Here is a 21,791-nt window from a genome sequence, read left to right on the forward strand (position 1 = left end):
TACCGGCCCTTCAGCCCAGGTGGTGCTCGGCATCGGTCGTCGCATCGGTCTTCGCTGCCGGTGCCAGCCGCCGGACGAACTCGAGGCTCTCCTCGAAGATCATCCCGGCGTCGTGGTCCAGCGTGGCGACGTGGAAACTGCGCTCGCACAGTTTCTCCGTCACGTCGGTCGAGGATATCCGGGCGAGCACCAGTTCCGAGTTGGCCGGTGAGACCACGTGGTCCCCGGGGCTGCGGAGCAGCAGCAGCGGCTGCCGTACGGCGGGCAGTTCGGCCTGGACGGTCTTCCACAGCCGGGACAGCGACCAGGCGGCGTGCAGCGGGGTCCGGTCGTAGCCGCCCTCGGTGGCGCCCTCCAGGGCGATGTCGTCGGTGATGCCGGGCAGGCTCGGCACCACGTGCCGCAGGGCGGGCAGCAGGACGCTGGCCGGGTTGTCGGAGCGGACGGAGGGGTTGACCAGGACCAGGCCGGAGACCGCGTCGCCGTGCCGGGCGGCGAGACGCAGGGCGAGTGCGCCGCCCATGGAGAGGGCGCAGACGAAGACCTGCTCGCAGCGCTCGGCGAGGGCCCGCAGTTCGCGGTCGGCCTCGGCGTACCAGTCCTCCCAGCGGGTCTGCTGCATGTCCTGCCAGCGGGTGCCGTGCCCGGGCAGCAGCGGCAGTGCGACGGTCAGCCCGGCGGCGGCCAGGTGGTCGGCCCACGGGCGCATCGACTTCGGGGAGCCGGTGAAGCCGTGGACGAGCAGCACGCCGACCGGCCCGCCCTCGTGGTGAAACGGTTCTGCGCCCGGCAGCAGCGGCATCGTCTGGGTGCTCCTTCGCTCGAAGTGCCCGGGTGACGGGAATGGGTGAGGTGCGGGAGGTGCAGGATGTGCGTGGGGTACGTGAGGTGCATCGGGACGTACGGCGTGCGCAGCGCCGGCGCTACCCGCCGGTACCCGGAGCGGCATCGTCCCACGCGCACGGCGGCCCGTACAGGGCAGCACCCGCCGCTTCACGGGCCTGCCGGTGCACACGGGCGCGCCTGCGGGCATTAGGATCGACCGGTCCGCACAACAGGAGGCCCGGGTTGTTCTACCGACTGATGAAGATGATCGTCGCGCCGTTGCTGCGGATCTTCTTCCGGCCGTGGATCGAGGGCGCGGAGAACATCCCCGACGAGGGTGCCGCGATCATCGCGAGCAACCACCTGTCCTTCTCGGACTCCTTCTTCTTCCCCGCGCTGATCAAGCGCCGGATCACCTTCATCGCCAAGGCCGAGTACTTCAACACCCCCGGCCTCAAGGGCAAGCTGACCGCCGCCTTCTTCAAGGGCGTCGGCCAGCTGCCGGTGGACCGGTCCGGTGTCCGCGGCGCCGGCGAGGCCGCCATCCGCAGCGCCGTCGCGGTGCTGGAGCGCGGCGAGCTGTTCGGCGTCTACCCGGAGGGCACCCGCTCGCCCGACGGCAAGCTCTACCGCGGCAAGGTCGGCGGCCTCGCCCGCGTCGCGCTGCAGACCGGCGCCCCGGTCATCCCGGTCGCGATGATCGACACCGAGAAGGTGCAGCCGCCCGGCCAGGTCGTCCCCAACTTCGGCATCCGCCCCGGCATCCGGATCGGCCGCCCGCTGGACTTCTCCCGCTACCACGGCATGGAGAACGACCGCTTCATCCTCCGCTCGGTCACCGACGAGGTGATGTACGAGATCATGCGGCTCTCCGGCCAGGAGTACGTGGACATCTACGCCACCGCCGCCAAGCGCCAGATCACCGAGGACAAGAAGCGCGCCGACGCCGAGCGCCGGGCAGCGCAGAAGGCCGAGAAGGCCGCGGAGAAGGCCGCCAAGGAGGAGGCCGCCCGCGAGGAGGCCGCCCGTTCGGAGCAGGAGCAGCAGGCGGAGCAGGGCCGGCAGGAGACGCAGGACAAGCCGGAGTAGCACCGGCCGGGTCGGGGGGACGTACATGGCGGAGGACCACAGAGCCGGGCTCGCGACGCGCCCGGCCGGCACCGTCGCGGCCGTGACGCAGCGGGCGAGCGCGCTGACCGCGGGCGGCATGTCCGTCGAGCTGCCGCTGTGGCGGGCGATCGGCTACTTCCGGGTGCTCGCCCTGGCCTACGCGATCCTGCGCTACATCAACTCCTTCCACGACTTCCTCCACCCGGTCTCCGGCTGGATCTACCTCGGCGCACTCACCCTGTGGACGCTCGCCAGCTCCCGGGCCTTCGCCGGCCCCCATCGCTGCACCTGGTACGTGCTCGGCACCGACCTCGCGTTCGCCGTCACCGGCATCGTGATGAGCGGGATCATCGACAAGCCGGATCGCATCCACGCGGGCGCCCCCACCCTGCCCACCATCTGGGCGGCCGGCACCGTGCTTGGCTTCGCCGGCAAGGGCGGCTGGAAGCCCGCCGCCTTCGCGGCCACCGTGATCGGCCTCGCCAACATCCTCGGCCACGGCGGCATCACCCCCGACAACATCCACAACATCGTGCTGCTGATGGTGGCCGGCTGCGCCATCGGCTACGTCATCGAACTCGCCCGCGCCAGCGAGACCGTGCTCACCCGGGCACTGCAGGTCGAGGCCGCCACCCGCGAGCGCGAGCGGCTCTCCCGCGACATCCACGACGGCGTGCTCCAGGTGCTCGCCCTCGTCCAGCGCCGCGAGGGCGACCTCGGCGACCTCGGCCGGCTGGCCGGGGAGCAGGAACGCGCCCTGCGGGCCCTGATGGCCGGCGGCCCGCTGCCCGCCCAGGGCGCCGGCGGGCAGGAAAGCGCCGAGAAGGACCTCCGGCAGTTGGTCGGCGTCCACGCCGACGAGCGGATCACCGTCTCCGCGCCCGGCACCCCCGTCCTGCTGCCCGCGCACGCCGCCGCCGAACTCGCCGCCGCGGTCGGCGCCGCCGTCGACAACGTCCGCCGGCACGCGGGGGAGGGCGCCCGCGCCTGGATCCTCGTCGAGGACGAGCCCGACGCCGTCACCGTCTCCGTCCGCGACGACGGCGCGGGCTTCGCCGCCGACCGGCTCGGCGAGGCGGAGCAGGCCGGGCGCCTCGGCGTCTCGCAGTCCATCCGCGGACGGCTGCGCGACCTCGGCGGCACGGCCGAGCTGTACTCGGTGCCCGGCGAGGGCACCGAGGTGGAGATACGGGTGCCCAGGAAGGGGCAGTGATGTCGGATCAGGTGCGGGTCATGGTCGTGGACGACCACCCGATGTGGCGGGACGCCGTCTCCCGGGACCTCGCCGACGCGGGCTTCGCCGTCGTCGCCACCGCCGGCGACGGCGAGGAGGCCGTCCGCCGCGCCCTGGCCACCACCCCGCAGGTCGTCGTCCTCGACCTCAACCTGCCCGCCCTGCCCGGCGTCGAGGTCTGCCGCCGGATCGTCACCCACGACCCCACCGCCCGGGTGCTGGTGCTCTCCGCCAGCGGCGAGCACGCCGACGTGCTGGAGGCCGTGAAGTCCGGTGCCACCGGCTACCTGGTGAAGTCCGCGGGTCGCGAGGAGCTCATCGACGCCGTCCGCCGCACCGCGCTCGGCGACCCGGTCTTCACCCCCGGCCTGGCCGGCCTCGTCCTCGGCGAGTTCCGCCGGCTGGCCACCGAGCCCGCCCCGGCCGCGGCCCCCGCCGCCCCGCAGCTCACCGCCCGGGAGACCGAGGTGCTGCGGCTGGTCGCCAAGGGACTGTCGTACCGGCAGATCGCCGACCGCCTGGTGCTCTCGCACCGCACGGTGCAGAACCACGTGCAGAACACCCTCGGCAAGCTCCAACTGCACAACCGGGTCGAACTCGTCCGCTACGCCATCGAGCAGGGCCTGGACGACGAGCTGTAACGGCCCGGGGCCGCCGCCGCTCAGCAGCACTCGGTCACGCAGAGCAGGACGAGGCCGTCCGCCGAGGCGTACTCGTGCGCCTCGTGGCCGGGCGGCTCCTGCACGTAGAGGCGCTTCCTGACGGACTGCCAGAACTCCTGGCGCCGGGCCGGCGGGACCTCCTCCAGCTCGTGCAGCCAGTGCCCGGCCAGCAGGACGTCGGCCCGCCCGGCCAGCCGGCGCGCCGAGCGGGGGTCGAGCATCGCCCGCACCAGCCGCCAGCGCCGCCCCTGCGCGTCCACGAACTCCGCCTCGCCGGGCAGGCCGTTGCGGGCCCGCTCGGCGGCCCACTCCCGCTGCTCCTCGGAGACGGCCGGCGCGGCCGGCAGGGCGGCGACGGTCTCGGCGAAGGTCGCGGTGTTCGGACGCTTGCGGGGCATGCCCCGCAGTCTGCTGCATGCCGCCCGGCCCGGTGAAGGCCGCCGGGCCGGGTGGCAGTTGCTCAGCCTCGGACGGCGGCCGCGGTGTGCAGCAGGCCGGCGACGATGTCCACGCCCTCGCGGGTGAGCACCGACTCGGGGTGGAACTGCAGGGCGGCGAAGCCCGGTCCGCGCAGGGCGTGGACGTCCCCGGTGAGGGTGTCGCGGGCGACCTCGATGCCCTCGGTGGCGAGCCGTTCGGCGGCGGCGTCGTCGCAGCGGGCGGTGAAGGTGTTGTAGAAGCCGACCGTGCGGCGGGTGCCGAACAGGTCGACGGTCTCCTGGGCGCCCTGGTACGGCACGGCCTTGCGGGCCAGCGGCAGGCCGAGTTCGGCACTGAGCAGCTGGTGGCTGAGGCAGACGGCGAGCAGCGGCGCGGTGCGCGTGCCGGCCCGTACGGCGGCCAGGGCGTCGGCGACGACCGGGCGGAGCACGGCCATCTTGGGGTCGGCGGGGTCCGCCGGGTCGCCGGGGCCGGGGCCCAGCACCAGCGCGCCGGTGTGGGCGGCGACCCGCTCGCGCAGCCCGGGCGTGTCGTAGCGCAGCACGGTGACCCGGTGGCCGAGCGAGGTCAGCAGGTGGGCCAGCATCGAGGTGAAGGTGTCCTCGCCGTCGACCACCAGGGTGTCGAGCCCTTCGGCGGCAGGCGCCGGCTGCTGCATCCGCAGCCAGAACGGTGCGAGGCCGGCCCGGCGGGCGTCCAGGGCGGCCTGCACCCGGTGGTCGTCGGCCAGCCGCGGCCCGCCGCTGCGGGCGGTCGTCCTCGGCGGCGCGGGCCGGGCGCCGATCGCGGTGAGCACCCCGGCCGCCTTGGCGTGCGTCTCGGCGACCTCGGAGTGCGGGTCGGAGTGCCGCACCAGGGTGGCACCGACCCGCACCACCAGGTCGCCGGTGGCCGGGTCGATGTCGGCGGTGCGGATGCAGATGGGGGAGTCGAGCTGCTGCCCGCCGCTGGCGGAGCGGCCGATCAGGGCCAGTGCGCCGGAGTAGTAGCCGCGGCCGGTCGCCTCGTAGCGGCGGACGACCCGGGTGGCGTTCTGCACCGGGCTGCCGGTGACGGTCGCCGCGAACATGGTCTCCTTCAGCACCTCGCGGACGTCCAGCGAGGTGCGCCCGCGCAGCTCGTACTCGGTGTGGGTGAGGTGGGCCATCTCCTTGAGGCGCGGGCCGAGCACCTGGCCGCCGAGGTCGCCGACGGTGCACATCATCTTGAGCTCCTCGTCGACCACCATGGTGAGCTCCTCCAGCTCCTTGGGGTCGTGCAGGAACTCCAGCAGCGAGTCGACGGTCGGCCCGCCGGCCGGGTGGCGGTAGGTGCCGGAGATGGGGTTCATCACGACGGTGCCGCCGGACTGCCGCACGTGCACCTCCGGCGACGCGCCGACCAGGATCCTTTCCCCGGTGTGCACCAGGAAGGTCCAGTACGCGCCGCGCTCCTGCTCCAGCAACCGCCGGAACAGGGTGAGCGCGAGGGCGGTGTCGAAGCCCTCCAGCCGGCCGTGGAAGTCGCGGCGGACGACGAAGTTCGCGCCCTCGCCGCGGCCGATCTCGTCCTCGATGACCCGGCGGACGATCCCGGCGTACTCCTCGTCCCCGATGTCGAAGGCGCCGCCGCCCAGGCGCACCGGGCGCTCCGGCAGGGCGGGCAGCAGCTCCTCCAGCCGGAAGGCGTACTGCTCCTCGACGGCGAGCGCCTGCAGCGGGGTGCCGTCGTCGTGGGCGTCGAAGCCGCGCTCGCGGATCTGCCGGTACGGGACCAGGGCGAGCAGGTCGTGCCGGGGGCCGTCGGCGGGGACACCGTTGCGCACCGGCAGTTCGGCGAGGGTGTCGTGGACGCCGACCGTGCCGACCAGGACCTCGACGGTGTCCGGGGCGAGCCGCGGGGCGCGGCGGTGCAGCAGGGCGAACGCGGGGGCGCCGGGGGCGGTGAGGCGGGCGAGCAGTTCGGCGGGGCTGGTCACGGTGCGGCGTTCCTTCCGGGAGGCGGGCGGTGGCTGGTCGCTCTTCGCGGGAGGGCCGCCTGCTCCTCGGAACACGCAGACGGCCGCCCCGAAGGGCGGCCGTCGTGTCGTCTCAGGGACGCGCGAGCTGTGGGCCGCCCATCGGGCTGGCCCACCACCAGGAGAAGGTGTGCGGCGCGGTCACGGGGACGAGCGTAGCGGATGCTCCGGCGGTGCGAAGTCGCTCACCGAAATGTCCATCACCCGTCTCACCCATCGGGCGGCGGGCACAATTCGCTTGTCACAACCCGTAGCCTTGGCTCCGTGACCGTGACAACTGAGACAAACGGGGCCGCCTTCTCCTGGCAGTCCCTGCCCGCGGCGCAGCAGCCCGAATGGCCGGACCACGAGGCACTGCGCAAGACCCTTGCGGACCTCGCCTCGTATCCGCCGCTCGTCTTCGCCGGCGAGTGCGACCAGCTGCGCGCCCGGCTCGGTGCCGTCGCGCGCGGAGAGGCCTTCCTGCTGCAGGGCGGTGACTGCGCCGAGGCCTTCGACGGCGTGTCGGCCGAGCAGATCCGCAACAAGCTGAAGACCCTGCTGCAGATGGCGGCCGTGCTGACGTACGCCGCCTCCGTGCCGGTCGTCAAGGTCGGGCGCATCGCCGGCCAGTACTCCAAGCCGCGCTCGAAGTCGACCGAGACCCGGGACGGCGTGACCCTGCCGGTGTACCGCGGAGACTCGGTCAACGGCTTCGAGTTCACCCCGGAGTCGCGCATCCCGGACCCGGAGCGCCTCAAGCGGATGTACAACGCCTCCGCCGCGACGCTCAACCTGGTGCGCGCCTTCACCACCGGTGGTTACGCCGACCTGCGCCAGGTGCACGCCTGGAACCAGGACTTCGTGCGCAACTCGCCGTCCGGCCAGCGCTACGAGCAGCTCGCCCGCGAGATCGACAACGCGCTCGCCTTCATGAACGCCTGCGGGGTGGCCCCGGAGGAGTTCAAGACGGTCGAGTTCTACTCCTCGCACGAGGCGCTGATCCTGGACTACGAGACGGCGCTGACCCGCACCGACTCGCGCACCGGCGACCTGTACGACGTCTCCGGCCACATGGTCTGGATCGGCGAGCGCACCCGCCAGCTGGACCACGCGCACATCGAGTTCGCGTCCAGGATCCGCAACCCGATCGGCGTGAAGCTCGGCCCGACCACCACGGTCGACGAGGCGCTCACCCTGATCGACCGGCTCGACCCGGACCGCGAGCCCGGCCGGCTGACCTTCATCACCCGGATGGGTGCGGGCAAGATCCGCGAGCACCTGCCCGCCCTGGTCGAGAAGGTCACCGCTTCCGGCGCCCAGCCGGTGTGGATCTGCGACCCGATGCACGGCAACACCTTCGAGGCCGAGACAGGCCACAAGACCCGCCGTTTCGACGACGTGCTCGACGAGGTCAAGGGCTTCTTCGAGGTGCACCGCGCGCTGGGCACCCACCCGGGCGGCATCCACGTCGAGCTCACCGGTGACGACGTCACCGAGTGCGTGGGCGGCGGCGACGAGGTCCTCGTCGACGACCTGCACCAGCGTTACGAGACGGCCTGCGACCCGCGGCTCAACCGCAGCCAGTCGCTGGACCTGGCCTTCCTGGTCGCGGAGATGTACCGCAACCAGTGAGGCCGGCGCCCACGATGATCGCAATGTGACAAACGCCCCTCCGCTTTCCGGGCCACCGGGAGCGGAGGGGCTTTGCTTTGCGGGTACCTTGGGTAAGGTAAGGCTTAGCGAGGTAAGGCGAGCCTTGCCGATCAACGAACACCAGCCCGGGAGAACCGCCGATGTACGTGTGCATGTGCCATGCGGTCACTGAGGCCCAGGTGAAGCAGGAGATCGACGGCGGCGCCGTCACCCCGCGCCAGATAGCCAAGGGCTGCAAGGCCGGCACCGACTGCGGTTCCTGCGTCCGCCGTATCCAGGCCCTGCTCGGTGAGCACGGTGCCCGCCCGTGCCCGACGGCCAGGCTGGCCGCCAAGCTGGGGCTGGCCGATCCCGCAGCTGAGACCTCGCCCGAGCGCGGTCTCGAAGCCGCCTGAGCTCAGCTCTCCGGCTGTTCGACGAGCGTCGCCAGGTAGAGCGGCTCGCCGAGCTTCTCCAGCAGCTCCAGCTGCGTGTCCAGGTAGTCGATGTGGTGCTCCTCGTCGGCGAGGATCGCCTCGAAGATGTTGGCCGAGGTGACGTCGTTCTTGGCCCGCATCACGACGATGCCGCGGCGCAGCCGGTCGATCGCCTCGACCTCGATCTGGCGGTCGGCCTCGAACATCTCCTTGACCGTCTGGCCGATCCGGACGTGGAAGAGCCGCTGGTAGTTGGGCAGGGCGTCCAGGAAGAGGATCCGGTCGGTCAGCGTCTCGGCGTGCTTCATCTCGTCGAAGGACTCGTGCCGGGTGTAGGCGGCGAGCTTCGTCCAGCCGTTGTTCTCCTGCATCTTGGCGTGCAGGAAGTACTGGTTGATGGCGGTCAGCTCGGCGGTGAGCTGCTCGTTGAGGAACTCGATGACCTCGGGGTCGCCCTGCATGGCGTGCCTTCCTGTAGCCGTCCGTCGCTTGCCCGCATCGTGGCACCGGAACGGGGGGTGATTCCAGTAAGTTCACACTTACTCGACTCTGTGGCGCATTGTCCGATTTGCCGATGGTCGGATTTCGTGGAGGGGCGTGCACGAGGGGCGCGCAACGCACATCGCCCGCCGTCTGCGACCATGGAGTCATGGGTCAGCACGAACCGGAACCGGCGCAGCCGGCCGACCCGAGACTCCCGCCCGGCCAGCGCCTCCAGCGCGGCTGGCCGGTGCTGCACTACGGCCCGGTGCCCCGCTTCAAGCCGCAGAGCTGGGACTTCCAGGTGTTCGGCGCAACCGCCTCGGCCGAGAAGCACACCTGGGACTTCGAGGGCTTCCACGCACTGCCGCGGGTGACCGTGCGCGGCGACATGCATTGCGTCACCCGTTTCTCCATGCTCGGCAACGAGTGGGGCGGCGTCGCCGCCAAGACCGTCGTCGACCTGGTGCCGCCCGCCCCCGGCGTCACCCACGTCATGGTGTGGGCCGAGTACGGCTACAGCGCCAACCTCAGGCTCGCCGACTTCACCGACCCGCAGACCGTCTTCGCCACCCACCGCAACGGCGAGCCGCTCACCGTCGAGCACGGCTTCCCCGTCCGCCTCGTGGTGCCGCACCTGTACGCCTGGAAGGGCCCCAAATGGGTGCGGGCGGTCGAGTACATGCGGGCCGACCGCCGCGGCTTCTGGGAGGAGCGCGGCTACCACAACCTCGCCGACCCGTGGGCCGAGCAGCGGTACTCCTACCAGGAGAAGCCGGGCGACGGGCCCCTGCGGTAACCCGTCAGGGGGCGCCTAGAACAGGCCGAAGCTGATCACCACGGTGCTGCCCTGGGGGCGGGGGGTGCCCGCCTTGGGGGTCTGCCCGGAGACCTTGCCGGTGCCGAACAGGTTCAGCCCTGTGGTCTGCACCTTGAAGCCGGCCTCGGTGAGCGCCTTGGCGGCGTCGTCCTTGCTCAGGCCGACCACGTCCGGGACGGGCGCCATGCCCTTGCTGACCACCAGCGAGACGGGGGTGTTCGGGCTGACGGAGGTGCCGGCGCCCGGCTCCGCGCTGATCACCGAACCCTCGGGCACGTCGTCGTCGAACTCCTCGCGGGTCGTCCCCGGGGTCAGCCGGGCATCGGTGAGCGCCTTGCGGGCCCGCTCCACCGGCAGGCCCTCCACGGACGGCACCGGCACCCGGTCGGGACCCTTGGAGAGCACCACCTTCACCGGATCGCTCCTGCGGGCGCGGGCACCCACCCCGGGATCGGTGGAGATCACCTGCCCGGCCTTGACGGTCTCGCTGAACTGCTGGCTGAACGTGCCGCGCAGCCCCGCCCCGTCCAGGGTCGACACCGCCTGCGCCTCGGTCTGCCCGAGCACGCTCGGCACCGTCGTGTACAGCCCGTCCGAGAGCAGGTACGTCGCCCCGCCGACCAGCAGCAGCACCACGGCGATCACCGCGGTCCAGATCAGCGGGGTGCGCGAGCGCGGCGGCCGCGGTGCCCGCGCAGGGCGGGCCGGCACCGTCTCGTCGTACGGGCGCGGCGGGGTCAGCAGGTCGGCGGGTACGTCCAGCACGCTGGTGCGCTCCACCGGCCGGTCGACCACCGCGGTGATCTCACCGGTCGGGTACTGCGGGGTCGGCCGGGTGGAGGCCGGCGGCTCGGCGTCCAGCTGGGCCGGGGTGAGCGCGCGGCGGGCCCGCTGCAGCGCGGCCAGCAGCTCCACGGCGTCCCAGGGGCGGGCCTCCGGGTCGCGGGCGGTCGCGGCGGCCACTATGGCGTCCAGCTCCCGGCCGACGCCGGGTGCGGCCAGCGAGGGCGCCGGAACGTCCTCGTTGAGGTGCCGGTAGATCACCTGCATGGCGTTCTCGCCGGTGTGCGGCTTGGCGCCGGTCAGCATCTCGTACAGCAGGATGCCGGCCGCGTAGACGTCGACCCGCTGGTCGGTGGGGCCCTCCTGGCGGATCTGCTCGGGGGCGAGGTAGGAGACGGTGCCGAGCACGGTGCCGGTGGAGGTGGTGCTGGTGACGGCGTCGCCCGCGCCCTCCGTGCCGGTCAGCAGGCGGACCAGGCCGAAGTCGGCGACCTTGACCATGCCGCCGTCGGTGATCAGCACGTTCTCCGGCTTGACGTCCCGGTGCACCAGGCCGGCCCGGTGGGCGGCGCCCAGCGCGGCCAGCACCGGCTCCAGGATGTCCAGGGCGGCCCGCGCCGACAGCGCCCCGCGGTCGCGCAGCAGGTCGCGCAGCGTCCGCCCGGGCACGTACTCCATCGCCAGGAAGACCGCCCGGCCGTCGGCGCCCTGGTCGAAGACGTTCACCACGTTCGGGTGGGAGAGGCGGGCGACCGCCTTCGCCTCGCGGATGAACCGGCCGGTGAACTCGTTGCCGCCGTCGGCGGCCAGCGCGGGGTGCATGACCTTCAGCGCGACGACCCGGTCCAGCCGGGTGTCCGTGCCGCGGTACACGGTGGCCATGCCCCCGACGGCAATGCGGCGATCCACCCGGTACCGGCCGTCGAGCAGGGCACCGATCAGGGGGTCGTCGAGCGTCATGTCCACCCGAGGAGTGTAGGGCGCAGGGGTGACCCTCGGCTCGGGACGGCGCGGCCCCGGGCCGGGTTGTGCCGATGTTGAGACATGCGGTGGCGCCCCCGGGGGCGCGGGGTGCCCCGGAGCGTTAGAACGCCGGGTGCTCGCGGGTGTCGAGGTGGGCGCGGCCGGCCATCTGGGAGGACGCCTCGGCGTGGAAGCGGCGCGGGATGCGGCCCGCGCGGTAGGCCAGGCGCCCGGCCTCCGCGGCGCGCCGCATGGCGTCCGCCATCAGCACCGGGTCCTGAGCCCGCGTCACCGCCGAGGCCAGCATCACCGCGGAGCAGCCGAGTTCCATCGCCAGCGCCACGTCCGAGGCGGTGCCCGCGCCGGCGTCGAGGATCACCGGCACGCCCGCACTCTCCACGATCAGCTGGAAGTTGTGCGGGTTGCGGATGCCGAGGCCCGAGCCGATCGGCGAGCCCAGCGGCATGATCGCCGCGCAGCCGACGTCCTCCAGCTTCCGCGCCAGCACCGGGTCGTCATTGGTGTACGGGAGCACGGTGAAGCCGTCGTCGACCAGCGTCTCGGCGGCGTCCAGGAGTTCGATCGGGTCGGGGAGCAACGTCCGCTCGTCCGCGATCACTTCGAGCTTCACCCAGTCCGTGCCGAGCGCCTCCCGGGCCAGACGGGCGGTCAGCACGGCCTCCCCGGCGGTGAAGCAGCCCGCGGTGTTCGGCAGCACCCGGATCGCGTTGCGGGCCAGCACGTCCAGCACCGAGCCCTGGGTCGAGGCGTTGACCCGGCGCATCGCCACCGTGGTCAGCTCGGTGCCGGAGACCTGCAGCGCCTGCTCCAGCACGTCCAGGCTGGGGGCGCCGCCGGTGCCCATGATCAGGCGCGAGGTGAAGGTGGTGTCCGCGATGGTGAGCAGGTCGTCGGCCATCGTCAGCCTCCCTGGACGGCGGTGAGGATCTCCACCCGGTCGCCCGCGCCGAGCACGGTCGCCGGCCAGGCCCCGCGCGGCACCACGGCCTCGTTGACCGCGGCCGCCACCCCGGTGTTCGCGGCGCTGACCTCGGCCACCACCTGGGCCAGCGTGGTGCCCGCGGGCAGCTCGCGCGGCTCGCCGTTGACGGACAGGGGGACGGGCGCCGGTTCGGTGTTCAGCATGCGAGGGCCTTCGAGTGGAAACGGTCGGGGGAGAAGGGGGCGGCGAGTCCGGGGACGCTCCCGGTGGCCAGGTACTCGCCGAGCAGGTCGGCGGTCACCGGCGTCAGCAGCACCCCGTTGCGGTAGTGCCCGGTGGCGGCGACCAGCCCCGGCAGCGCGGTCGGGCCGAGCAGCGGCGCGTTGTCGGGCGAGCCCGGGCGCAACCCGGCGCCGGTCTCCACCAGCGGAAGCTCGGTCAGACCGGGTACCAACTCGTGTGCGTCGCGCAGCAGTTCGTAGACCCCGCCGGCGGTGACGGTGGTGTCGAAGCCCTGCTCCTCGCTGGTCGCGCCGATCACCAGCTCGCCGTCCGCCCGCGGCACCAGGTAGATGTGCTGCCCGCGGACCACCGCCCGCACGTTGCGCGACAGGAACGGCCGGTACGCCGGCGGCACGTGCAGCCGCAGCACCTGGCCCTTCACCGGCCTGACCGGCGGCAGCACACCCTCCGGCAGGCCCGGCAGCAGGTGGCTGCGGCAGCCCGCCGCCAGCACCACCCTGTCGCCCGCGAGCTCCTCGCCGCCGTCGGTGCGCACGCCCGCCGCCCGGCCGTCCTCGACCAGCAGTTCCCCGGCGCTCGCCCGGTGCAGCACCACCCCGGCCCGCTCGCAGGCCGCGACCAGGGCGCGGGCCAGGCGCCGGCCGTCGACCTGGTGGTCCCCGGTGACCAGCAGCCCGCCCCGGACGCCCGGAGCCAGCATCGGCTCAAGTCGGCGGCACTCCCGCCCGGTCAGCCACTGCGAGTCCAGGCCCAGCCGGCCCTGGAAGGCGTGCAGTTCGCGCAGTTCCTCGCGGTCGTCCGCGTCCAGCGCCACCGCGAGCGTGCCCGTCCGCCGGTACCCGGTGTCCAGGCCCGTCGCCTCGGTCAGCTCGGCGGCGAACGCCTCGTACCGCTCGTTCGACGCCATCCCCAGGCGCAGCAGCGGCTCCTCGCCGTACTGCAACTCGGTGACCGGCGCCAGCATGCCCGCGGCGACCTGCGCCGCACCGCCGCCCGGGGCGGGATCGACCAGCGCCACCGACAGGCCGCGCTGCGCCGCCCGCCAGGCGACGCCGAGCCCGATGATGCCGCCGCCGACCACCAGCACGTCGGAATGGGACCGTGCCACGTCGCTGATTCTCCCTTCGCCGGCATGACCCGGATCAGGTTCGGACGGTCGCAGGCCGCTCCAGCCCGCCTCTCAGCCCGGTGCACCGGGCTCCCGTGTGGTGTGCACCCACCATAACGCCGGGTGTCGCCCACCCCGAAAGGGCGTACACGGGCTGGACACCCCGGCCGATAGGGTGGCCGCCGTGGCAGAGCTGAACAGCACGGACCGGGTCGTCGTCGTCGGCACCGGCATGGCCGGCGCGCAGTGCGCGCTCGCACTGCGGCAGGGGGGATTCGGCGGCCGGGTGGCCCTGGTCGGCGACGAGCCGCACCGCCCCTACGACCGGCCGCCGCTGTCCAAGGACGTCCTGCTCGGCAAGACCGACAGCACCGCCTTCGACATCGACTGGGAGGACCTCGGCGTCGAGCTGCTCCTCGGCCGCCGCGCCACCGGCCTCGAACCGGGCGTCCTGCACACAGACGCCGGCCCGCTCGACCACGACGCCCTGGTCGTTGCCACCGGCGCCGAGGCCGTCGAACTGCCCGGCGCGGCCGGCGCCCGGCTGCTGCGCACCGTCGACGACGCCCTCGCGCTGCGCGCCGACCTCACCCCCGGCACCCGGATCGCCCTGGTCGGCGCCGGCTGGATCGGCGCCGAGACCGCCACCGTCGCCCGTCGGCTCGGCTGCCGCGTCACCGTCGTGGAGGCCGGGCCCGCCCCGCTGCCCGGCGCCCTGCCCGCCGAACTCGGCGCGCTGATGGCCCGCTGGTACGCGGACGCCGGCATCGACCTGCGCTGCGGCACCGGCGTCGCCGCCGTCGAGCCCGGCGGCCTGCTGCTCGCCGACGGCAGCCACGTCCCGGCCGACCACGTCGTCGTCGGCATCGGCGCCCGCCCCGCCACCGGCTGGCTGGCCGGCTCCGGCGTCGCCCTCGACACGAACGGCGCCGTCCTCGCCGACGAACGGCTGCGCACCACCGCCCCCGGCGTCTGGGCCGCCGGCGACTGCGTCTCCTACCCCTCCGCCCGCTCCGGCACCCGGCTCACCGTCCAGCACTGGGACCACGCCCTGCACTCCGGAGCCGCGGCCGCCGCCTCGCTGCTCGGTTCCGACGCCGCGTACGACCCGGTGCCGTACTTCTGGTCCGAGCAGTTCGGCCGCATGGTCCAGTACGCCGGGCGGCACGGCGACGCCGACGAACTCCTGTGGCGCGGCACGCCCGACGACCCCACCTGGTCGGTGCTGTGGCTGCGCGACGGCGCCCTCACCGCCCTGCTCGCCGTCGACCGGCCGCGCGACCTCAACCAGGCCAAGCGGCTCATCGACAAGGGCACCGTGCTCGACCCGGCCCGCGCGGCCGACCCCGAGGTGCAACTCAAGTCCGCCGCCGCCTGACCCGGCGCCCGGCCCCCGACGCCCGGCGGCCGTCCGGTCACGATCCGTCATCGGTCACCCGCGCCCGGTGCGGGCTGCGTGCACGCGGGGCCCGGCAGGTGGCAGTCTGGTGCCGTGAGTGAGATCGATCCCAAGATTGACGCCCTGGTCCCGGCCTGGATGTACCTGCCCGACATCTCCGAGCTGTGGGGGGTGCAGGTCACCGAGGTCCGCAACATGGTGAAGTCCAACACCCTGCTGGCCGTCCGCCGCGGGGAGAACAAGTCGCTGCAGGTGCCCGCGGCCTTCATCACCCCCGACGGCCCGGTGAAGCACCTCGTCGGCACCCTGACCGTGCTGCGGGACTCCGGCTTCAACGACGAGGAGATCCTCGAGTGGCTCTTCACCGAGGACCCGTCGCTGCCCGGCAGCCCCATCCAGGCCCTGCACGAGAACCGCGCCACCGAGGTCAAGCGCCGCGCCCAGGCGATGGCGCTCTGATGGCCGACCCGCGCGAGCTCCTGGCGGACGCCCGGCTGTACCTGTGCACCGACGCCCGGCGCGAGCAGGGCGACCTGCCCGCGTTCCTCGACGCGGTGCTCGCGGGCGGCGTGGACATCGTCCAGCTCCGCGACAAGGGTCTGGAGGCCCGCCAGGAACTCGAGTACCTGGAGGTCTTCGCCGACGCCGCCCGCCGCCACGGCAAGCTCTTCGCCGTCAACGACCGGGCCGACGTCGCGCACGCCGCACGGCCGCAGGTGCTGCACCTCGGGCAGGACGACCTGCCGGTGCCGGCCGCCCGCGCGATCCTCGGTGAAGGGGTCGTGATCGGACGGTCCTGCCACGCCGAGGCGGAGGTCGACGCCGCGATCGCCGAACCGGGCGTCGACTACTTCTGCACCGGCCCGGTCTGGCCCACCCCCACCAAGCCCGGCCGGCCCGCACCCGGCCTCGGCCTGGTCTCCTACGCGGCCAAGGCCGTGACGGACCGTCCGTGGTTCGCCATCGGCGGCATCGACGAGACCAACCTCGACGAGGTCCTCGCGGCCGGCGCCCGGCGGATCGTCGTCGTCCGCGCCATCACCGCCGCCGAAGACCCGGGCGCAGCAGCCGCCTCCCTGGCCCGCCGCCTCCGCAACGCCTGAGGGCCAAGCCGGCCCGTCAGGGGTGCGGGGAACTGCGCAGTCCGAGAGCGGGCATCACGACGGTACGGGCCGAGCCGGTTTCCGTACGACGACCCGCATCCGAATTGCGCAGTTCCCCGCGCCCCTTCTTGTGGTTTGCCGTTCTGGCTCGGTGGGCCCAGCCCGGACTGCGCAGTTCCCCGCGCCCCTGATCGAGCTCTCCGGGTCAGTGCTTCCGGACGGTGGCGGCTTCGGCGAGGGCGAGGAGGGTGGGGCGGGCGGGGCCGTCGGCGAGGGGGGCGGCGTCGAGGGCGGTGAGGGACTGGTGGACGAGTTCGTCGATGCGCGCCTCGACGCGGTCGGCGGCTCCGCTGCGCTCCACCAGCGCCCGCAGGACGGGGATCTCCTCGGGGGCCAGGTCGGCCGCGCCGAGGCGTTCGTCGAGGTGCCGGGCGTCGGCGGGGGAGAGGCCCCGCATGGCGTGGGCGACGAGGAGGGTGCGCTTGCCCTCGCGGAGGTCGTCCCCGGCGGGCTTGCCGGTGACGGCGGGGTCGCCGAAGACGCCGAGGAGGTCGTCGCGGAGCTGGAAGGCCTCGCCGAGCGGCAGCCCGAACGCGCTGTAGGCCTCGACGAGTTCCGGTCCGGCGCCGGCGAGCAGGGCGCCGGTCTGCAGCGGCCGTTCGATGGTGTACTTCGCGGACTTGTAGTGGAGGACGGTCTGCGCCCGGTCGAGGGCGCCGTCGTCGGCGGAGTCGCCGGCGACGGGCTCCAGGACGTCGAGGTACTGGCCGACCATCACTTCGGTCCGCATGAGGTCGAAGACGGGCTTGGCGGCGCGGACGGCCTCGTCGGGCAGCCCGGAGGACTGGAAGAGTTCGTCGCACCAGATGAGCAGCAGGTCGCCGAGGAGCACGGCCGCGCTGGCGCCGTACTGCTCGCGGTCGCCGCGCCAGCCGTGCTCGCGGTGCACGGCCTCGAAGCGGCGGTGCACGGAGGGCAGCCCGCGGCGGGTGTCGCTGCGGTCCATCAGGTCGTCGTGGACGAGGGCGCTGGCCTGGAGGAGTTCGAGGGCGGCGGCTGCGTTGGCGATGCCGGGGTGGTCGGCGGGGCCGCCGGCTCCGCGCCAGCCCCAGTAGCAGAAGGCGGGGCGCAGCCGCTTGCCGCCGTCGAGGAGGAAGTCGCGCAGTGCTTCGGAGACCGGCCCGAGCTGGGGGGAGATGCCGGCGAGCAGGGCGCTCCGGCCGTCCATGAACGCGGCGAGGGCGTGGTTGACGCGCTCGCGCACGGCCTCCCGGTCGATCGGGTTGGCCGGCAGGCTGGTGGGGGAGGGCACGGTGTACTCCGGGTCGCTGGGCTGACAATCAGCCTATCCGGCGGCGGTGGGGCCTCCGAATCGGTGCGCCGGCCCCCGCCTCTGCTGCGGCCGGATGACCTGCGTCACCCCGTGTCCCACGTGCGTATCTCATTCAGTGGACTGCGTTTGGTCACGCTCCGCGGCGGACCGATAGCCTGCCAGCATGGCACTCGGCATCCCCTCCACCCGGACCGACCGCGCGCAGACCGTCCGGGACCTGCTGGCGGCCGGCGACCGGTCGTTCTCGTTCGAGTTCATGCCGCCGCGCAACGAGGCCGCCGAGCGCCGCCTGTGGGATGCGATCCGCCGCGTCGAGGCGCTCGACCCCAACTTCGTCTGCATGACCTACGGCGCCGGGGGCTCCTCGCGCGGCCGGACGGTCAACATGGTCGGCCGGATCGCCACCGAGACCACGCTGACGCCGGTCGCGCACCTGACCGCCGTCGACCACTCCGTGGCCGAGCTGCGCAACATCATCGGCCAGTACGCCGACGCGGGCGTGCGCAACGTCCTCGCCGTGCGCGGCGACCCGCCCGGCGACCCGATGGGCGCGTGGGTCCGCCACCCCGACGGCGTCACCTACGCCTACGAGCTGGTGGAGCTGATCAAGGGCATCGGCGACTTCTGCGTGGGCGTGGCCGCCTTCCCGCAGATGCACCCGCGTTCGGAGAACTGGGACGACGACATCCGGCACTTCGTCGCCAAGTGCCGGGCCGGCGCCGACTACGCGATCACGCAGATGTTCTTCGAGGTGGAGGACTACCTGCGGTTGCGCGACCGGGTCGCCGCGGTCGGCTGCGTGACGCCGATCATCCCGGAGATCATGCCGGTCACCAACATCCGGCAGCTGGAGCGCTTCCCGCAGCTGTCCGGCTCGGACTTCCCCGAGGAGCTGAAGGCGCGCTTCCTGGCCGTCGCCGACGACCCGGAGGCGGTGCGGGCGGTGGGCATCGAGCACGCCACCGCGATGTCCGAGCGGCTGCTCGCCGAGGGCGCTCCGGGCCTGCACTTCATCACCCTCAACCACTCCACCTCGACCCTGGAGATCTACCAGAACCTGGGCCTGCACCAGCGCTGAATCCGGGGCTGTCGCGGATGCGGTGGTGTTCGCCCGGAGCCTGTACAGTCGCCGCACGGCCGGGGCACGACTGGAGGTAGCGGATGGGCATCGGATACCTGCTGCTGTACGCCGCCCTCGCGGTCGTCGCACTCTGGCTGATCGCCGAGCTGCTGCTGCAGAACCGTGCCCCGGTGGTGTGGCGCGGTGTCGCCCTGGCCGGTTTCCTCACCGTGGTCTCCGGCATGCGGCTGCAGTCGGTGCTGGTCATCGGCGCCGGCGCGGCCGCCTTCGCGGCCGGCCAGTTCTTCGTCACCACCTCGGTGAAGCGCGGTTTCGTCGCCGGCTGGTCGCTGCGCCGGCCGGACGGGACGCTGCCCGGCCCGCTGGCCCGTGTCCCCCTGCTCGGCGCCGCCACCGGCGGTGCGGCCGGTGCCGCGGCGGTCGCCGTGCCCGAGCCGTCGACCGTCGGTGAGGTCGGCCCGGTCGAGCCCGACCTGCTGGGCGCCGCGTACGCCGAGGTCGAGGAGATCGCCGACGACGGCGTGTACGCCGAGCAGCAGGTGTACCACCAGCAGGAGCAGCAGGCCTGGACCCAGCAGGCCGTCCCGCAGCAGCCCGCCTACCAGGACGCGTACGGCCAGCAGCAGGCCGGCTACGGCTACGGCTGGGACCAGCAGTGGGCGGCGCAGCAGCAGGCCGCCCACGCCCAGTACCAGCAGCAGGACCAGTACGCCCAGCAGGCCGCCTACGCCCAGTACCAGCAGGACCCGTACGCCGCGCAGCAGTTCGCCGCCCAGCAGGCGCAGCAGGCCCAGCAGCAGGGCTACTACTACCAGCAGGGCTGGGAGTACCAGCAGCAGCAACAGCAGCCGGTCGTCCCGCAGCAGCAGGGCCACCACCAGCAGCAGACCTGGGACTACCAGCAGCAGGGCTGAGCGTCAGGCCGGGCCGATCAGCCCGGCGGTGATCGAGGCGGACATGCCGACCCGGGCGAGCCCGCCACCGGGGTGGGCGCCGCCGCCGATCCGGTACAGGCCCGGGACGCCGGACTCGTTCGGCGGGTTGAGGGTGCCACCCGCCAGTGAGGGCACGGGCACCCACGGGGTGGACCGCACCTCCCGCCACAGCACCCGTTCCCGCAGGTCCAGCCCGGACTCGGCGAGGTGGTCCAGCAGGTGGCCCGCGTAGGCGTCCAGGTCGTCGCCCTCCCGCACCCCGCAGGTGACGGTGAGGGTGACCGCCTCGTGCCCGGCGTCCGGCACCAGGGCCGGGTCGTCCGGCCGCAGCACCTGCACGGTCGGGCCCTCGGGGACGCTCTCCTCGTGGATCAGTGCGTCCGTCTCCCAGCTCGCGCCCGCGGCGTGCACCACCGTGCGGTGCACGGTGCCCTCGGGCCGTCCGCCGCGCAGTGCCAGCAGCACCGTCACCCGGCCGAGCCCGCTGCCCGGCTTCTCCCACCCGAGGCCCGGGTCGGCGGAGGAGGAGAGCACCAGGTCGGCCCCGATCCGCTCGCCGTCGGCGGTGAGCACCCCGCAGGCCCGGCCGTCCTCGGTCAGCACCTCGGCCACCCGGGTGCCGAAGCGGAAATCCACCCGGCGCTGCTCGCAGCGGCGGAACACCGCGTCGGCCAGCGCCCGGATGCCGCCGCGGACGTACCAGACGCCGAAGGACTGCTCCATGTACGGCAGCACGGTCGCCCCCGCCGGGGCGTCGAGGTCCAGGCCGAAGCGGGTGGCGTACTCGGTGAGCAGCGCCGTCAGCCCGGGGTGGCCGCCGAGTTCGCGCCGGGCCACGTCGGCGAGGCTGTACGAGCCGCGCGGCAGCCACTTGGCGGGGCCGCGCCGCGGCGGCCGCGGGTACGGGTCGGTGAGGCGACCCTCGGGCAGCGGCTCCTCCATCAGCGGGCGGCGGGTGGCCTCCCAGACGGCGCGGCCGCGGTTCATCACCTCGCCCCAGCGCTCGCCCGAGCCGGCGCCGAAGGCCTCGTCCAGGGCCTTGGCGACGCCGCCGCGGGAGGCGTTGGGCAGCACCAGATCGGTGCCGTCCGGGAAGAGGTGCCGGCTCTCCGGGTCCACCGGGACGAGGTCGACCAGCTCCTCCAGCGGCTCCCTGCCGGTCTTCAGCGCCAGGTCGCGGTAGACCGCCGGCAGGTTGAGCAGGCCCGGCCCGGTGTCGAAGGCGAAGCCGTCCCGCTCGTACCGGCCGACCATGCCGCCGTACGTCTGCGCGGCCTCGCAGACCGTCACCCGGTGCCCGAGGGTCCCGAGCCTGGACGCTGCGGCGAGCCCGGCCATGCCTGCGCCGATGATGACGATCCGTGCCATGGGCGCCGAGTCTACGGGCGAGCCCGCGCAGGTCACTCGGGGGCTGCCACCCGGGGCACCCCTGCCCGGTCAGTACTGCGGCTGGACGGCTGCCGCGCGGGCGGCCTTGCGCTCGCGGCGGCGCTGCAGGAAGCGGCGGATGCGGGAGACCGCGAACCAGACCAGCAGCACGCCGAGCACCAGCAGCACCGCGGCGCCGGAGGCCGCCACCCACGGGTGGAAGATCGCCAGGGTGACCAGGCCGGCCACCGAGAGGTCCTCCAGCACACTGACCACGATGTTGGAGGCGGGCTCCGGCGAGGTGTTGACGGCCATCCGCAGCGAGGCCTTGATGCCGTGGCTGACCAGCGCCGTCGTACCGCCGAGTGCGCCCGCCGCGATCTCGCTCAGCGAGCCCGGGTCGTTGCTCGCCAGCAGCACGCCGACCACCGTGCCCGCGGCCGGGCGGATCACGGTGTGCACCGCGTCCCACACCGAGTCCACGTACGGGATCTTGTCGGCCACCGCCTCGCAGAGGAACAGCACCCCGGCGGCGATCAGCACGTCCGTGCGCTCCAGCGCGGGCGGCACCGACTCGGCGCCGCCGAACCGGCCGAACAGGCCGAGCAACAGCACCACGGCATAGGCGTTGACACCGCTCGCCCAGCCGCTCGTGAAGACCAACGGGATGATGCTCAACTCTGCTCCCCTCCGGCAGGCCGCCCGACACCGGGCGGTCGGGACGTACCGTACCGGTGGTCCAAGGACGCAGCGGGCGCCCTGCCGGTTCCCGCGGCCGCGGTCGCCGGCGATCTGAGTACGGATACTCAGATCCGCGAATGAGTACGCCGACGGATGGTCGGTGACCTGCGGGGACGACAGAGTGGTGGACACCGGACGGAGCCGCTGCGAGGCACCGTCCGGGAACGACCGG

22 protein-coding genes and 1 riboswitch are annotated in these 21,791 nt (G+C 73.4%); of the genes, 11 read left to right on the forward strand and 11 right to left on the reverse strand.

Annotated elements, in window-relative coordinates; genetic code table 11:
- Positions 1-10: 10 nt before the first annotated feature.
- Positions 11-802, reverse strand: coding sequence for an alpha/beta fold hydrolase (locus tag AB0M03_RS07190; RefSeq protein ID WP_363489351.1), 792 nt, complete (start codon positions 800-802; stop codon positions 11-13).
- Positions 803-1,068: 266 nt separating this feature from the next.
- On the opposite strand from AB0M03_RS07190, the gene AB0M03_RS07195 reads away from it, so the two are divergent.
- From AB0M03_RS07195 to AB0M03_RS07205, 3 genes are all read left to right on the forward strand, one after another.
- Complete coding sequence (locus AB0M03_RS07195) at positions 1,069-1,914, forward strand: lysophospholipid acyltransferase family protein (RefSeq protein ID WP_363489353.1); 846 nt, start codon at positions 1,069-1,071, stop codon at positions 1,912-1,914.
- 118 nt (positions 1,915-2,032) lie between these two features.
- A complete protein-coding gene (locus tag AB0M03_RS07200) occupies positions 2,033-3,148 on the forward strand; it encodes a DUF5931 domain-containing protein (protein WP_363489456.1) in 1,116 nt (371 codons plus the stop codon).
- Complete coding sequence (locus AB0M03_RS07205; protein WP_363489355.1) at positions 3,148-3,810, forward strand: response regulator transcription factor; 663 nt, start codon at positions 3,148-3,150, stop codon at positions 3,808-3,810. Before AB0M03_RS07200 ends, AB0M03_RS07205 begins: the two co-directional genes overlap by 1 nt.
- Before the next feature lie 20 nt (positions 3,811-3,830).
- Here the strand turns inward: AB0M03_RS07205 and AB0M03_RS07210 are convergent, their stop codons facing one another.
- Together AB0M03_RS07210 and AB0M03_RS07215 are read right to left on the reverse strand one after the other, a co-directional pair.
- Positions 3,831-4,229: a hypothetical protein gene (locus tag AB0M03_RS07210; protein ID WP_363489357.1), complete on the reverse strand. Its 399-nt coding sequence runs from the start codon at positions 4,227-4,229 to the stop codon at positions 3,831-3,833.
- A 62-nt stretch (positions 4,230-4,291) separates the two neighbouring features.
- Entirely contained in the window at positions 4,292-6,229 is a 1,938-nt protein-coding gene (locus AB0M03_RS07215; protein ID WP_363489359.1) for an anthranilate synthase family protein, read from the reverse strand.
- A gap of 303 nt (positions 6,230-6,532) precedes the next feature.
- Between AB0M03_RS07215 and AB0M03_RS07220 the strand changes: the two genes are divergently transcribed.
- Entirely contained in the window at positions 6,533-7,882 is a 1,350-nt protein-coding gene (locus AB0M03_RS07220) for a class II 3-deoxy-7-phosphoheptulonate synthase (protein ID WP_363489361.1), read from the forward strand.
- A 161-nt stretch (positions 7,883-8,043) separates the two neighbouring features.
- A complete protein-coding gene (locus AB0M03_RS07225; RefSeq protein ID WP_363489363.1) occupies positions 8,044-8,298 on the forward strand; it encodes a (2Fe-2S)-binding protein in 255 nt (84 codons plus the stop codon).
- A gap of 2 nt (positions 8,299-8,300) precedes the next feature.
- Here the strand turns inward: AB0M03_RS07225 and bfr are convergent, their stop codons facing one another.
- Positions 8,301-8,780, reverse strand: coding sequence for a bacterioferritin (gene bfr, locus AB0M03_RS07230; protein ID WP_363489365.1), 480 nt, complete (start codon positions 8,778-8,780; stop codon positions 8,301-8,303).
- 188 nt (positions 8,781-8,968) lie between these two features.
- Between bfr and AB0M03_RS07235 the strand changes: the two genes are divergently transcribed.
- Complete coding sequence (locus AB0M03_RS07235; protein WP_363489367.1) at positions 8,969-9,598, forward strand: sulfite oxidase-like oxidoreductase; 630 nt, start codon at positions 8,969-8,971, stop codon at positions 9,596-9,598.
- 15 nt (positions 9,599-9,613) lie between these two features.
- Here AB0M03_RS07235 and pknB read toward each other — a convergent pair whose 3' ends face one another.
- From pknB to thiO, 4 genes are all read right to left on the reverse strand, one after another.
- A complete protein-coding gene (gene pknB / locus AB0M03_RS07240) occupies positions 9,614-11,362 on the reverse strand; it encodes a Stk1 family PASTA domain-containing Ser/Thr kinase (RefSeq protein WP_363489458.1) in 1,749 nt (582 codons plus the stop codon).
- Between the two features lie 124 nt (positions 11,363-11,486).
- Positions 11,487-12,284: a thiazole synthase gene (locus AB0M03_RS07245; protein ID WP_363489369.1), complete on the reverse strand. Its 798-nt coding sequence runs from the start codon at positions 12,282-12,284 to the stop codon at positions 11,487-11,489.
- Between the two features lie 2 nt (positions 12,285-12,286).
- Complete coding sequence (thiS, locus tag AB0M03_RS07250; RefSeq protein ID WP_363489371.1) at positions 12,287-12,511, reverse strand: sulfur carrier protein ThiS; 225 nt, start codon at positions 12,509-12,511, stop codon at positions 12,287-12,289.
- Positions 12,505-13,659, reverse strand: a complete 1,155-nt coding sequence (thiO, locus tag AB0M03_RS07255) for a glycine oxidase ThiO (RefSeq protein ID WP_363489373.1) — start codon at positions 13,657-13,659, stop codon at positions 12,505-12,507. Before thiO ends, thiS begins: the two co-directional genes overlap by 7 nt.
- Positions 13,654-13,766: riboswitch (TPP riboswitch) on the reverse strand. Its footprint overlaps the gene before it by 6 nt.
- A 125-nt stretch (positions 13,767-13,891) precedes the next feature.
- Between thiO and AB0M03_RS07260 the strand changes: the two genes are divergently transcribed.
- From AB0M03_RS07260 to thiE, 3 genes are all read left to right on the forward strand, one after another.
- Entirely contained in the window at positions 13,892-15,037 is a 1,146-nt protein-coding gene (locus AB0M03_RS07260; RefSeq protein ID WP_363489460.1) for an FAD-dependent oxidoreductase, read from the forward strand.
- A gap of 114 nt (positions 15,038-15,151) precedes the next feature.
- On the forward strand, positions 15,152-15,517 hold the full coding sequence (locus AB0M03_RS07265) for an Rv2175c family DNA-binding protein (RefSeq protein WP_363489375.1): 366 nt from the start codon (positions 15,152-15,154) through the stop codon (positions 15,515-15,517).
- On the forward strand, positions 15,517-16,161 hold the full coding sequence (thiE, locus tag AB0M03_RS07270; RefSeq protein WP_363489377.1) for a thiamine phosphate synthase: 645 nt from the start codon (positions 15,517-15,519) through the stop codon (positions 16,159-16,161). The genes AB0M03_RS07265 and thiE overlap by 1 nt, the downstream gene beginning before the upstream one ends.
- Positions 16,162-16,366: 205 nt before the next feature.
- Here the strand turns inward: thiE and AB0M03_RS07275 are convergent, their stop codons facing one another.
- On the reverse strand, positions 16,367-17,473 hold the full coding sequence (locus AB0M03_RS07275) for a polyprenyl synthetase family protein (protein ID WP_363489379.1): 1,107 nt from the start codon (positions 17,471-17,473) through the stop codon (positions 16,367-16,369).
- Positions 17,474-17,657: 184 nt separating this feature from the next.
- Here AB0M03_RS07275 and metF point away from each other — a divergent pair, with 184 nt between their 5' ends.
- Positions 17,658-18,572 (forward strand): methylenetetrahydrofolate reductase [NAD(P)H], encoded by a 915-nt coding sequence (gene metF / locus AB0M03_RS07280; RefSeq protein ID WP_363489381.1) that lies wholly within the window; start codon positions 17,658-17,660, stop codon positions 18,570-18,572.
- 83 nt (positions 18,573-18,655) lie between these two features.
- On the forward strand, positions 18,656-19,489 hold the full coding sequence (locus tag AB0M03_RS07285) for a hypothetical protein (RefSeq protein ID WP_363489383.1): 834 nt from the start codon (positions 18,656-18,658) through the stop codon (positions 19,487-19,489).
- A 3-nt stretch (positions 19,490-19,492) separates the two neighbouring features.
- Here the strand turns inward: AB0M03_RS07285 and AB0M03_RS07290 are convergent, their stop codons facing one another.
- Both AB0M03_RS07290 and AB0M03_RS07295 read right to left on the reverse strand, forming a co-directional pair.
- Positions 19,493-20,878, reverse strand: a complete 1,386-nt coding sequence (locus AB0M03_RS07290) for an NAD(P)/FAD-dependent oxidoreductase (protein ID WP_363489385.1) — start codon at positions 20,876-20,878, stop codon at positions 19,493-19,495.
- Between the two features lie 69 nt (positions 20,879-20,947).
- On the reverse strand, positions 20,948-21,556 hold the full coding sequence (locus tag AB0M03_RS07295; protein ID WP_363489387.1) for a DUF4126 domain-containing protein: 609 nt from the start codon (positions 21,554-21,556) through the stop codon (positions 20,948-20,950).
- Positions 21,557-21,791: the final 235 nt, after the last annotated feature.

The sequence above is a fragment of the Kitasatospora sp. NPDC051914 genome (assembly GCF_040680995.1).
Taxonomy (GTDB): Bacteria; Actinomycetota; Actinomycetes; order Streptomycetales; family Streptomycetaceae; genus Kitasatospora.